This is a genomic window from Deltaproteobacteria bacterium, assembly GCA_019308995.1.
Classification (GTDB): domain Bacteria; phylum Desulfobacterota; class Desulfarculia; order Adiutricales; family JAFDHD01; genus JAFDHD01.
The window spans coordinates 1-13,682 of the sequence record JAFDHD010000022.1; the positions used below are offsets into that span (position 1 = coordinate 1).

Genomic DNA, 13,682 nt, shown 5'->3' on the forward strand with positions numbered 1-13,682 from the left:
CCGCAGTACTCCTGCCCGCGGTGCTGTAAAAAATCAAGGCCTTGAAAGATGTCGTGCACGCATTCGGTATTGGAGTATACACCGAGAACGCCGCAGTTATCTTGAGCCGATTTCATAGATAAAATCCTTCCTTTATGATTATGAGGCTCTTGGCTTATGAAGTCAAAATCATGGGCGTTCCAATTGTATGTCAAATCTTGCGCTGTCTCGTTCGTTTGGTCCAGCATAATCTGGTATTTTTCTTAACTCGATCACCTGATATCGGCATGGTAACTTTGCAAGGACCTGACTCTTCCATGTCCTTTACGAAAGGCCGAAATGCCTCTGGCAGCGGCCAGTGCGGCCGCGGATGTTGTGATGTAAGGGACCTTATATTTAATCGCCGCCTTGCGGATGTAGGAGTCGTCATATTTGCTCATTTTACCGCTTGGAGTATTGACAACCAGTTGGATTTCTTTATTTTTAATGGCGTCTACAATATTGGGGCGCCCTTCGTGCATCTTGAGAATGGCTTCTGTCTTGATCCCATGTTCAGCCAGAAATTTGTGTGTCCCATTGGTCGCCTTGATCATGAAGCCCAACTCATCAAACTGTCTGGCGACCTCGATAATAAATTGCTTGTCCATATCAGAGACTGTAATCAGGACGGTCTTCCCATCTGGAAGGGTCTGGTTTGCGGCCTCCTGGGCCTTATAAAATGCCAGGCCAAAGGAGTCGGCAATCCCCAGAACCTCACCGGTGGATCGCATCTCCGGTCCTAGAATCGGGTCCACTTCCGGGAACATATTAAAGGGGAATACCGCTTCTTTGACCCCGAAATAGGAGATTGATTTTGGCTTGAGGTCAAGATCAGCCAGCTTTTTCCCCAGAATGAGCTGCGTGGCCAGATGAGCCATGGAGATGGCGCATATCTTTGAGACAAGCGGTACGGTGCGCGACGCCCGCGGATTGGCTTCCAGGATGTAAACCGTGTCGCTGGCAATGGCGTACTGAATGTTCATCAAACCAACAACATTCATTTCGATAGCGATTTTCCGAGTGTATTCGTGAATAGTGTCCAGGTGCTTGGCTGGAATACTGAGGGGTGGTATGACGCAAGCGGAGTCGCCTGAATGAACGCCTGTACAAAGGCGTCCGAACCGTCGGCAATGGCGTCAGCCTCGGCTTCAATTGCGTTTTCAAGGAACTTGTCAATCAGGATCGGGCGTTCCGGACTGACCTCCACCGCCGCAGCCAAATAAGTCTTAAGCATTCCCTCATCATGAACCACCTCCATGGCGCGGCCGCCCAGGACATAGGAAGGCCTGACCATGAGTGGATACCCAATCCTTGCAGCGATGCTGAGCGCTTCTTCCAGGGTACTGGCCATGCCTGATTCGGGTTGAGGGATTCCCAGGTCACGCATTATCTGACGGAAGCGGTCTCGATCCTCAGCCAGGTCAATGGTTTCCGGCGAGGTGCCCATGACCTTCACCCCCGCCTTGGCCAGTTCACCGGCCAGATTCAACGGGGTTTGACCTCCAAACTGTATGATCACGCCCTCTGGCTTTTCTTTCTCGTATATGCTCAGGACGTCCTCGACGGTGAGCGGTTCAAAGTAAAGTTTATCCGATGTGTCGTAATCTGTGGATACGGTCTCGGGATTGCAGTTCACCATGATGGACTCGAACCCTTCATCCCGAAGGGCAAAGGCGGCGTGAACACAACAGTAATCGAATTCGATCCCCTGCCCAATCCGGTTAGGCCCGCCGCCCAGAATCATAATCTTGCGTTTTTGGCTGGACTTGACTTTATCCGGGGCATTGTAGGTTGAGAAGTAATAGGCTGCGTTTTCCACGCCGCTAACAGGCACGGGCTCCCAGGCCTGAACAAGGCCCAGGGATTTACGGCGCTTTCTGATCTTTGCCTCGGGTATCTGCATAAGCTGGGAAAGATACTGATCGGAAAAGCCGTCTTTCTTGGCCTGCTCAAGCAGAGCGTCAGGGACGCCTTCACCTCTGAGGGCCAATATCTTCTCCTCCAAGTCCACCAGCTCTTTCATCTGCCGGATAAACCAGGGCTTGATATAGGTTTTTTCATAAAGGGTATCAATGCCGGCTCCCTTTCGGAGGGCTTCATACATAATAAACTGCCGCTCACTCGAAGGCTCGGTCAGAAGGTCCAGTAGATCCTCCAGAGGTCTTTCGTGAAAATCCTTGGCAAAACCCAGGCCGTAACGGCCTATTTCCAGAGATCGAATAGATTTCTGAAAAGCCTCCTTGTAAGTTTTTCCAATGCTCATAACCTCACCCACGGCGCGCATCTGTGTGCCCAGTTTATCTTCCGCGCCCTCAAACTTTTCAAAGGCCCAGCGGGCGAACTTCACGACCACGTAATCGCCCCAGGGCGTGTATTTATCCAGGGTGCCTTCACGCCAGTAAGGAATCTCGTCCAGGGTCAATCCTCCGGCCAGCATAGCCGAGATGAGGGCGATGGGGAAGCCGGTGGCCTTGGATGCCAAGGCAGACGATCTGGAGGTTCTGGGGTTGATCTCGATGACCACCACACGTCCGGTTCTAGGATCATAAGCGAACTGGATATTCGTGCCGCCGATGACCCTTATAGCCTCAACGATGTCATAAGAATGTTTCTGAAGCCGCTTTTGAAGCTCAGGATCAATGGTGAGCATGGGCGCGGTGCAATAGGAGTCGCCGGTATGAACACCCATGGCGTCCACATTCTCGATAAAGCAGACCGTAATCATCTGATTTTTTTTGTCGCGAACCACCTCGAGCTCTAACTCCTCCCAGCCTAAAACCGATTCCTCGACCAGGATCTGGCCGACGAGGCTGGCCGCGATGCCTCGGCTGGCAATGGTTCTCAGCTCCTCCACATTGTAAACCATACCGCCGCCGGTGCCGCCAAGCGTGTAAGCCGGGCGTATCACCACCGGGTAATCAAGTTCTTCGGCAATCTTCTCGGCTTCTTCTACACTAAAGGCGGGCTTGCTCCTGGGCATTTCGATGCCAAGCTGGTTCATGGTTTCCTTGAACGCAATTCGGTCTTCTCCGCGTTCAATCGCATCGATTTCGACACCGATGACTTTGACCCCGTATTTATCGAGGACACCGGTGCGGGCCAGTTCCGAGGACAGGTTTAATCCGGACTGGCCGCCAAGATTGGGTAATAAGGCGTCCGGCCTTTCCTGCTCGATAATTTCCACCATGGTCGGCAAGTTAAGTGGCTCAATGTAAGTATAGTCCGCCATGCCCGGATCGGTCATGATCGTAGCTGGATTGGAATTAACCAGGACAATTTTATAACCCAGTTTTCGAAGGGCCTTACAGGCTTGAGTGCCCGAATAATCGAATTCACAGGCCTGGCCAATGACGATGGGCCCGGAACCGATGATCATTACTTTCTTGATGTCTTGACGCCTTGGCATAGAAACTCCTTCAAGCTCGCTGTAAAAAACGAAGTGTGACAGAAGACAACCTGGATTTAACGGTCGGGGGAATAGTAGGTCAGAGCGGGTTTGGTGTCAAGGTGGAAATATCCTGGGTTACAAGGCAGTATAAGTCTGATGGAACTTATTAGAATGAGGATATTTACCCCCTTTGAGTTATTCTGGTTTCCTGGGTCCGGCGGGGACACTCAGGATCCGGGAAGATATGAATCCTCACATTTTTGATGTAAAGCGGGCCCCAGCCACATCTATTCCCAGGCAGAGTCTGGGAAGGAAAAAGCAAGGTTAAAAACTTTTCAATACTTAAGATTTGGCCCTTCGCCTCGACTCTTATCTTGAATACTCTCCCATCAACTCTGTCTGGCCAAGAATGTGTCCCTTCATGGCCTTAAGCAGTTTATCCTTGCTTGCGCCGGAAGCCAGGTCGAGCACTTCATCCAGGGCGTAAAGTTTGAAAAAATAACGATGGGTGCCCGAAGGAGGACAGGGGCCGCCATAGGACTTCCTGCCCCAACTGTTCCGTCCGTGCCTGCTGCCGTCGGGCAGCTCAGCTTTTGGAGGAACATCCTCGGGTAAGGTACGGGTCTTAGCCGTTAGGTTATAGAGCACCCAGTGAACCCAGGTGCCTACTGGCGCATCGGGGTCGTCGGCGATAAAGGCAAAACTCTTAGTACCTTTCGGCGAATTTTTCCATGTAAGCGGCGGTGAGATATCCTTGCCATCACAGGTATATCTCTCGGGAATTGATCCTTTGTGTGTAAAAACGGTGCTCGTTAATTCAAACGCCTCAGATTGTCCCCTCTTCTCTTGACCTCCATATGCTGAAGAAATATAAAAATTACTGATAAGAAAGGCATAAATAATTACAAAAACAAACAATGAAATGATTTTTTTCATCTTACGCTCCTGGTTCAGTTTGGCTCGCCTGGATTTGGTTATCAATTATTTCTTAAGGAGAGAAACGCTAAATTAGTATGGTATTCATTAATTTTGCCTTAATTTTGCAACCCGTAAAACCAAATCTCGGCTATCTTATTCTAACTGACCTTGAACCCGAAAAATTTATCCAGCTTCGGACCCAGGCCGCGTGAAAAGACGCGTTTGGGCAGAAAGAGGTGGAGATTTTCCCTGGCGCCCATTATGTCATAGGCAAAATTCTTGCGCACAAAATCCCGGGCGACATGAACGCCTCGATCCGAATCAAAACCTTTGAAGAATAGCTCACCCCAGCTGTTGAGGTAATAAACCGAAGTATCAACGATCTCCTTGCTCCATTCCGGGGCCTGGGTATTGATGGACAAGAACATTTTTTTGATGCTGGCCGGCTTGAGCAGCTCCAGCTCGTCCACCTCCCGGTACTTGAGGGGAGTGAAGAAGGACGTCAGGGCTTTAAGCAGGTCCTGGAGATCAGGCACGGTGAAGTAATGAGGCCGGTTAGCCGGGCCTCGGTTGAGGTTAATGGTGGTGTTGGTGTTATAAATACGGTTGTGAACCAGCCAGGCCAGTATCTCATTTAAAAAGGAAGCGCTCTTGAGCAGGAAAGGATCGCTCTCTCCCTGAACGATACTTTGCCAGGAGAACATTCCTTGATAGGCATGCCACGTCTTCTCGCCGTTTTTTTCCAGCTGTTGCAGGGTCAGGCCTTTAAGAGCGGGCGGTTCGTCAATAACGCTCATGATGGAATCAACTTTATTGGGTCGGCGCGAGTAGTAGATGTAAAGTTTGCGGCCCAGGATGGTCATATCCCTCGAACTGATGTTCAGACCGATCTGTTCGGGCTGTTTTTTCTGCTCGTTCCGGATGTTTTTATAGGCTTTTATCAGGTAACGGTTGACCTCCTGATTGAATTCCTGAACCTCCTGAAACGACCAGTTTTTGTAATTGTTCAGTTTGTCCACGAAGCGGTGATTCCATTCCCACTGCCGGATGTTGTTGACCATGATCTGCTTCTTGCGAGGCAGGTCGGTGCGGCGGTAGTCGGGCAGGTTGAGTTTGACCGCGGATTTGAGGTACATGGAGCGGCGCAGCAGATTCAGGTCCTGCGGCCGCTTCGTTTTGGTAAAGTAATCACTCGCCCGGTCAAACATCAGGATATAAGGATCGAGCAGGCGGACATCCTCATCCTGAGAAAGCAGCCGGGTTTTCAACTCGTGGCAGAGCAGCCCTCTCTGGCCCTGACTGAAGAGGTATTCTTCCAGCAAGGCCAGCTTGAGCACGGACTTGAAGGGACTGCCCATGGTCTTGTTGATCTGCCAGATGGCCGCGCCGTAGAACTCGCCCAGGGAGATGTCACGAACATTGCCCAGATCTATAAGCTCGTTACGGTTGATGATCTGAGATTGGCTGATTAAAATTTTCAGCCGTTCATACTCATCATCCTTAATCCCCGGAGGCATGACCCACCACATGGGCGCCTGACCGGCGATTAGGGTCATGGAGCGGTAGAATTCCTCCTTGAGCAGCCTTCCCTGGGCCGTGCCTGAGCTTTCAGAATCCACCTCCCCAAAATCATCGGTCCGCACCGCATCAATGCTCAAGGGAAAGCAATGAACTTCGGCCCCGGCATAGTCGGAGGCCCACCGTTCGATGGCCTTCAGCTTCTCTCTAAAATCGGCCAACGCTTTTTCATCAAAGGCCTCACGATCAATACAGATCCAGTAATCAAAATCAGATTTGGCGGTCTGGGCAATGGAACCCAGGCTCCCGATCAGGCTCACGGATTTGATCGGCAGGCTGGGATCCAGACGCGCATGGGGATGTGACCTAGGCATGTCGCGGCCTGGAAAGGCCTGTTCAAAGGACTTCAAGGCCTGAGGCGGCAACTCAAGATTGTAAACGCCGTAAGGGCTCAAACGGCAAGCATCCTTGGCCGGTAAAAGATCAATGGCCGGAACGTGCATAAGATAGGGAATAAGATCAAAGATACCCTTCTTACGCTTGGATAAAAGCCGGTACAGGAAATCCTTTTTTCCGGCATTGTAAAGCTTGAAGATCTGCAGATTTTGATTAAGGACCTTGTCCTCGAACGAACTGCTAACCTCCTCGGGAAGAGGCCTCGAGGCAACGACTTCATCCCCTTTTTTACGACCTAATATTTTATCAAAAAAGCTCATAGCCGATTTATCTGCGCAGCCAGAAAGGCGGCCCCGAAACCGTTGTCAATATTGACCACAGCGACACCTGAAGCGCAGGAGTTGAGCATGGCCAGCAGGGCCGTCAGGCCCCCAAAGCTGGCTCCATAACCGACACTGGTGGGCACGGCTATCACCGGCTTATCCACCAGACCTCCAACGACACTGGGCAGTGCGCCTTCCATGCCCGCCACCACGACATAGACCGACGCCCCTTCCAGGCGGTCGGCCTGACCGAGCAGACGGTGCAGCCCGGCCACACCCACATCCCGGAGAAGGTCAACCTCATGCCCCAGGACCGAAGCGGTCACGAACGCTTCCTCCGCCACAGGGGCATCGCTGGTTCCGGCGGAGATGATCATTATCTTGCCTCGCCCCTTGACCTGGCGCGGCTTCTGGATCAGGGTCAGGGCCTGGGCTCGCGTGTGATAGGTCGCCTCGGGAAACTTCTCCTTAACCGCGGGTACGATCTCGGGAGGAAGTTTGGTCGCCAGCACATTCTCTCCGGCTTCAACGAGGCTGGTCATAATGCCGATAATTTCATCGGCCGTTTTACCCTGACCGAAAATAACCTCGGGATAGCCCTGGCGGAGGCTGCGGTGATGATCCACGGTGGCGTACCCGATTTCTTCAAAAGGAAACTTCTTCAGTTCAGCCAGGGCCTGATCTACGGACAGTTCCCCCTGACTGACTTTCTCCAGGGTTCCCCTGATGCTGTCGGGGTTCATGGTGAAGATAAAACCTCCTTTCGGTCCGGTTTCAACTCAAACACCGGCAGAAGTAACCTCGAAAAAGATTAACTTAATTAATATAAGCCAGATAAGATACTTTTACAAGTCAAAGCTCGGGGCATATTTTGGCTGAACGCCATGAGCCTTAAGCCAGGCCCAAGACACGAAAATTACTGAAGGAAATTACTTTATCGCCCGCGAGCTGCCATCTAAAAAAAGTAAACGACGTTAAAGGGCCAGGTAAGGCTCAAGGTACTCCTTCTTGATATCGTCGCAGATTCCTTTATGAGCCGGGTCATTCACCAGGTTGTTCAGCTCGTCCGGATCGTTCTTGAGATCGAAAAGTTCACAGGGCGCGCCCGTGGCTCGCTCAATGGTCAGGCGATACCTTTCGGTCGCGGCCATAACTAAATAAACATCTATAGCGCGGGACGAGATCGCGCTGAAGGCCGCTTCCCGGGGCGCGCCTTGGTCCTTCAAGAAAGGCAACAGAGAATGGGCATCTGAGCCCTGGATCGGATCAGCCCCCGCCACATCGAGGATGGTGCCTGTCAGGTCAATAGACTCGATAATCCCGTCCTCCACCTTCGGCTTCATGCCTTCAGGCGGGCGCATAATGGCTGGCACAAGGACCGATGATTTGTAAAAATTCATCTTGGCCATGAGGTTGTGGTCGCCAAGCATCTCGCCATGATCCGCAGAGTAGAAGAACCAGGTATTTTCGCCCAGACCCCGCTCTTCTATGGTTTTAATGATGTCGCCGATTCGTTGGTCAATCAAGGAAACCATACCGTAATACTGTCTGGCTCCCTGGAGGACGTACTCATCGGTGAGCAGGTGCGAGTTGCTGTGCTTGACGAGGCTGTCCAGGTATCGGCCAAATATTTCATTGGGTTTGACCGGCTCTTGTTTCGGGCCGCGCGGGATCTCGGCCTCCTGGTAATATTCGGCCCAGACAGGATCGCTCATCAAAGGCACGTGAGGCGCGACAAATGAGACCATGAGGAAAAACGGCTTGTGGCCATCGTAGTTATTCAGCCAGTCAATGGCCCGGTCGGCAATAAAGGAGGTCAGGTCGTCTTCCTGCGGCAGCACGCTGGTCAAAGCGTCCCAGTGCGTCGGCGTCAGCCGCCAGATGGACCTGATCTGCTTCTGGAAGGGTTCGAGCATTCCCCTGGCCCGCAGGTGCTCGGTGTAGGGGGTGATGAAATTCACCTCGGGGTAGGCGTGAACGTACCGGTCGAATTCCTCAAAAATGTAATCCAGACCAAAAGAGCGCACGAAGTCGCTGTACTGGCGGAGGTCAAATTCCTGGTGATCCGGCAGTTCCACCAAGGTTTCCTGGCGGAGGGAGTAGAAATGGGTCTTGCCAACCTTGGCCGTGGTGTACCCCGCTTTTTGAAGCTGCTTCATCATGGTGGGCCACTCGGGATCAAAGTCTTTGACGTGGTTCTGCGAGACGCCATGCTGGTGGGTATACTGCCCGGTAATGACTGAGGCTCGCGAAGGCTGGCACACCGGACTCTGGCAGTAGGTGCGGCTAAAACGCACGCCTTCGTTTGCCATGCCATCCAGGTTAGGGGTTTTGATCAGGTCATTTCCAGCGCACCCCAGGGCGTCGTGACGGTGCTGGTCGCTGAAAAAATAAATGATGTTTGGTTTAGATTCTGGCATTGCTTACCTCCTAGGCTCAAGCATATATTATGCGGTGGTGGTTTTTAAGTTTTCCGTTCAAGGGTCAAAGACGCCGCATGTGCTTTTATTTGAATGAATATAACATTGATGAGGGTAAAAATGCAATTGAAGCTAACTACCTTACCAGAAATGATTTAGATTCCTGAGATGATAAGCACATGGCCGCTCTAGCCCTTGACACTTGACAGAAATGTCTGCTTGTTAGATATTTAGTCCGCTCAGGGGTTCACCTCTGGCCAGCATTACGACAGGAGTTTAAACATGCGCGTCCTTTCTGGAATACAACCTTCAGGCTCGCTTCATATCGGCAACTACTTCGGTATGATGCAGTCCATGATCTCGTATCAGGCCCGGGCCGAACTCTTCGTCTTCATCGTCAACCTCCACGCCTTAACGACCCTCAACGACGCAGAGGAGCTGCGGGCCAACACGATAAGCGCGGCTGCTGACTTCCTGTCCCTGGGGTTGGAGCCGGAGAAGTGTATTTTTTGGGTTCAGGCCGACGTCCCCGAGGTGACTGAATTAACCTGGATTCTGAGCAATGTCACTTCCATGGGCCTCCTGGAGCGCTGCCATTCCTACAAGGACAAGGTGGGCAAAGGTTTCATCCCCAACCATGGCCTCTTTGCCTATCCGGTCCTCATGGCCGCCGATATTCTTCTTTACCAGTCGAACATCATACCGGTCGGCCGGGATCAGAAGCAGCATGTCGAGGTGGCTCGAGACATAGCCATTCGGTTCAATAATATTTTCGGTGAGACCTTTGTCGTTCCTGAGCCGGAAATAAATGAAGAGCTGGCCGTGATCCCGGGGATAGACGGACAGAAGATGTCCAAGTCTTATAACAACGCCATTGATATCTTCATCAATCGGGAAACCCTTGACAGGGATGTCATGAGAATCGTAACCGATTCCACGCCGGTGAGCGAACCCAAGAACCCCGACACCTGCAACCTCTTCGCCCTGTATAGCCTCTTTGCCACTCCTGAGGAGATCGAGGAGATGCGGGCCCGGTACCTGGCGCCAGGACTAAAATACGTTGAAGTGAAAAAAGAACTGGCCCAATACATCTGGGACTTTTTTAAGGAACCCCGGGGAAAACGCGCCCGCCTGCTGGCTGACCAGGACACGATCCGGGATATCCTCCACGAAGGTGCGAAAAAGGCCGGCGCTATCGCCAGGGAGACCATGGAGCTCGTCCGGGATCGCGTCGGGACCAATTATTAACCGTTGGTTGGAGCAGGATATGATCAGCCCTATCGCATGGAAGAACAATCAGGTGGTCATGATTGACCAGCGCCGGCTGCCTTGGCAGGAAGAATGGCTCCACTGCCAGAACTACCGGGAGGTGGCCCGGTGCATCAAAGAAATGGTCATCCGGGGAGCGCCGGCCATCGGCATTGCTGCGGCCATGGGCCTGGCCCTCGGCGCGCTCAAGATCAGGACCAGGAACCCTGACTCGTTTTACAGGCAGCTTAAAAAAATTAAAGACTACCTGGCCGGGCAGCGGCCGACCGCAGTAAACCTGATCTGGGCCTTAAATAGACAGGAGAAACTGGCCCTCTCCCTTCGCGGGCGGCCGGTGCATGAGATCAAAGACGCCCTCATCGCCGAAGCTCAGGCCATGCTGGAGGAGGATATCGCTATCAATCGCCGCATCGGGGCGAACGGGGTGCAGCTCGTTCCGGATGAGGCCGTCATCCTGACGCATTGCAATGCCGGAGCTCTGGCCACCGGCGGCTATGGCACGGCCCTGGGAGTGGTTCGAGCCGCGGTCGAGGCCGGGAAAAAGGTCCTGGTCCTGGCGGACGAAACCCGCCCCTTTCTCCAGGGCGCCAGGCTAACGGCCTGGGAGCTTCGGAAGGACTGCATCCCGGTCAAGGTCATCACCGATAATATGGCCGGCTATTTTCTCAAAATCGGCCGGATTAATCTAGTCGTGGTCGGAGCCGATCGCATCGCCGCCAACGGGGATGTAGCCAACAAGATCGGGACTTACTCCGTGGCGGTCCTGGCAAAAGAGAACAGGGTCCCTTTCTATGTTGCGGCCCCATTGTCCACCATTGACCGGGCGACCCGCACCGGGAAAGATATCCCCATTGAGGAACGAAACCCCAAGGAAGTCACCCATATCCGAGGAAGACGGATTACCCCTTCCGGCGTAAAGGTTCTTCACCCGGCCTTTGACGTCACTCCTCATAAATACATCAGCGCCCTCATCACCGAAGCCGGCCTGGCCCAAAAACCATACAACTCCAGCATCCGCACGCTGTTCAGGCAGGAGAGCGCCCGCAAAGCAGGAAGCCACGCCCCAAATTAATTTTAACAACAAGTTTTAGAGCTTTCAGAGAGAGGTGGCCAACCCCGCGCCCAGTTATTACACCTGTGGCGCTGTTTATTCCAGGCCGTACCTCTTGATTTTTTCACAAAAGGTGCTGCGGTCAATGCCCAGGGCCTGAGCAGCCCCGGTGCGGTGGCCACATGAAGGCCGATTTTACTCAGTACGCGCTCACAAGATTCACGAATATCCTCTTCATCGTCAATGATTAATATCTGTTGAGGCTCGTTCAAGATCGTTCAGGCGCCTCGAGCTTGTGAAATATTGTACACTATTATATTCTGTCCCACCTCGAATTGCGTGTCAACGATCATGTTCAACCTCCCATGCCAGGACCTTAACTCCCCCTTAATTACAGCAATTTCTTTAGAAAAAAAATGGAAATTGCAGGACATGGGGTATCTTCTTGACTGAAAAGGACGCCAGCGGTAATATTTGAACTATCGGGGACAATCCAAATGGAAGGCCATAACTCTAAAATAAGATCAGTAAAATTCAAGCCTCGCTAAAGAAACCTGGCATGAACATTAGGGCGTTATTCAGTTAAGAAATAATTTGTTCTGATTTAATAATTAACCTGTCAAACTGATATCAAAGGAGCGGACCTATCCCCTTAAATATAATAATCCAGAGATGTTTAATGATGACATATCACCCAATCTGAAAAACATTGATCCTCAGTCTCCTGTCTCAAAAACGTTTTATAATCATCCACACTTTAACCTAACAGGGGGGAAAATTGGAAAATACAAATCCGGTCCAGTTCATGGATCTTACATTTCGGGATGGTCACCAGTCTCTTTTTGCCACGCGGATGCGGACAGAAGATATGATTCCCATTGCCCAGGAGATGGACCAGGTTGGATTCTGGGCCATGGAGGTCTGGGGCGGGGCCACCTTCGACACCATGCATCGTTTCTTGGGGGAAGACCCCTGGGAGCGACCGCGCATTTTGAAGCAGTATATTAAGAAGACGCCTTTTGCCATGCTCTTGCGCGGCCAGAACCTGGTCGGCTACAGGCATTATGCGGACGACGTTGTTCGCGCCTTTGTAGATAAAGCATGTGAGGTCGGGATAGATGTTTTCCGTGTTTTTGATGCCCTCAACGACTTGAGAAACTTCAAGACCGCGGTGGAGGTCATCAAAAAAAACGGCAAGCACTTTCAGGGAGCCATCTGTTTTTCACTAACAGAACCCAGAATGGGTGGGCCCATTTTTCATATCCAGTACTACCTGGACAAGGCCAAGGCCCTTGAAGACATGGGGGCTGATACGATTTGTATCAAGGATATGGCGGGGATGCTTTCCCCGTATGATGCGTATGACCTGATCAAGGCCCTTAAAGAAACGGTTCAAGTCCCGATCCACCTCCACACCCACTTCACCTCTGGCATGGCCGATATGTGCTATATCAAGGCCATCGAAGCCGGGTTGGACCTGCTGGACACATGCCTGGCGCCTTTTGCCTTGCGCTCCTCTCATGCAGCCATAGAACCTCTGGTTGTCACCCTCCAGGGGACGCCGCGGGACCCGGAGCTTGATCTGGAGCGGCTGGTAAAATTGGGAGAATATCTGGAATCTATTGCTCCTAAATATATTGATTTACTTAATAAAAGCCGTATCTCCGTCATAGATATCGGCGTGCTTAAACATCAGATTCCAGGCGGCATGATCTCGAATCTGGTAAATCAGCTCAAAGAAGCGAATGCCTTGGCTCGGCTTAGCGAAGTCTATGCCGAGCTCCCTCAGACGCGGGAGGATTTGGGCATGCCTCCGCTGGTGACGCCTACTTCTCAAATTGTTGGGGTACAGGCCGTGCTCAATGTCCTTTTTGGCCGCTACAAAATGATCACCAACCAGGTGAAAGACCTGTGCTTCGGCCTTTATGGCCGGACGCCCGCCGAAATTAACCCGGAAGTGCAGGCCAAGGCGCTGAAAGGCTATAAACACGGACAGACACCGATTACCGGGCGGCCGGGCGATTTTTTGGAGCCGGAACTGGACAAGATTAAAGCAGATGCCGGGGACCTCATCAAAACTGAGGAGGACCTTCTTACCTGCGCTCTCTATCCCACTACAGGCAAGGAGTTTCTCAAAAAGAAGTACGCCCACTAATCGCCATTTCGGTGAGGTGATTCACGACGCCTTGCGCCTGATCTGTTCATTGCATTGACTAATCTTGCGGCTTTATGTTAGATACGAAGTGGTACGAGGATGGTTTCTTAAGAAGTATTGCCAGGCTGAACTTATAAGGCGAACTATTCAGGCAGGCTGGGGAGGAAAAAGCAGACTTACAGTCAAGGGGCCACCTTGTCAGGACCTTAGATTTCTGATTAGCGAT

Annotated in this window: 7 protein-coding genes and 2 pseudogenes; 3 read left to right on the forward strand and 6 right to left on the reverse strand. The window is 51.9% G+C overall.

Features of this window, described 5'->3' with window-relative positions; genetic code table 11:
- Window positions 1-251: 251 nt before the first annotated feature.
- The 5 genes and pseudogenes from carB to JRI95_05905 form a co-directional block, all read right to left on the reverse strand.
- A pseudogene (gene carB / locus JRI95_05885) lies at window positions 252-3,424 on the reverse strand (carbamoyl-phosphate synthase large subunit).
- A gap of 351 nt (window positions 3,425-3,775) precedes the next feature.
- Window positions 3,776-4,342: a YbhB/YbcL family Raf kinase inhibitor-like protein gene (locus tag JRI95_05890; protein ID MBW2061082.1), complete on the reverse strand. Its 567-nt coding sequence runs from the start codon at window positions 4,340-4,342 to the stop codon at window positions 3,776-3,778.
- Between the two features lie 140 nt (window positions 4,343-4,482).
- Window positions 4,483-6,558 (reverse strand): class I adenylate cyclase, encoded by a 2,076-nt coding sequence (locus JRI95_05895; protein ID MBW2061083.1) that lies wholly within the window; start codon window positions 6,556-6,558, stop codon window positions 4,483-4,485.
- Window positions 6,555-7,304: a nickel pincer cofactor biosynthesis protein LarB gene (larB, locus tag JRI95_05900; protein ID MBW2061084.1), complete on the reverse strand. Its 750-nt coding sequence runs from the start codon at window positions 7,302-7,304 to the stop codon at window positions 6,555-6,557. Before larB ends, JRI95_05895 begins: the two co-directional genes overlap by 4 nt.
- Before the next feature lie 231 nt (window positions 7,305-7,535).
- Window positions 7,536-8,981 (reverse strand): sulfatase-like hydrolase/transferase, encoded by a 1,446-nt coding sequence (locus tag JRI95_05905; protein MBW2061085.1) that lies wholly within the window; start codon window positions 8,979-8,981, stop codon window positions 7,536-7,538.
- Between the two features lie 282 nt (window positions 8,982-9,263).
- Between JRI95_05905 and trpS the strand changes: the two genes are divergently transcribed.
- Window positions 9,264-10,229, forward strand: a complete 966-nt coding sequence (gene trpS / locus JRI95_05910) for a tryptophan--tRNA ligase (GenBank protein MBW2061086.1) — start codon at window positions 9,264-9,266, stop codon at window positions 10,227-10,229.
- Window positions 10,230-10,248: 19 nt separating this feature from the next.
- The gene (mtnA, locus tag JRI95_05915; protein ID MBW2061087.1) at window positions 10,249-11,322 is read left to right on the forward strand and encodes an S-methyl-5-thioribose-1-phosphate isomerase; all 1,074 of its coding nucleotides are present in this window, start codon (window positions 10,249-10,251) and stop codon (window positions 11,320-11,322) included.
- Window positions 11,323-11,397: 75 nt separating this feature from the next.
- Here the strand turns inward: mtnA and JRI95_05920 are convergent.
- Window positions 11,398-11,481, reverse strand: a pseudogene (locus JRI95_05920) (hypothetical protein).
- 625 nt (window positions 11,482-12,106) lie between these two features.
- Here JRI95_05920 and JRI95_05925 point away from each other — a divergent pair.
- Entirely contained in the window at window positions 12,107-13,456 is a 1,350-nt protein-coding gene (locus JRI95_05925; protein ID MBW2061088.1) for a pyruvate carboxylase subunit B, read from the forward strand.
- Window positions 13,457-13,682 lie beyond the last annotated feature (226 nt).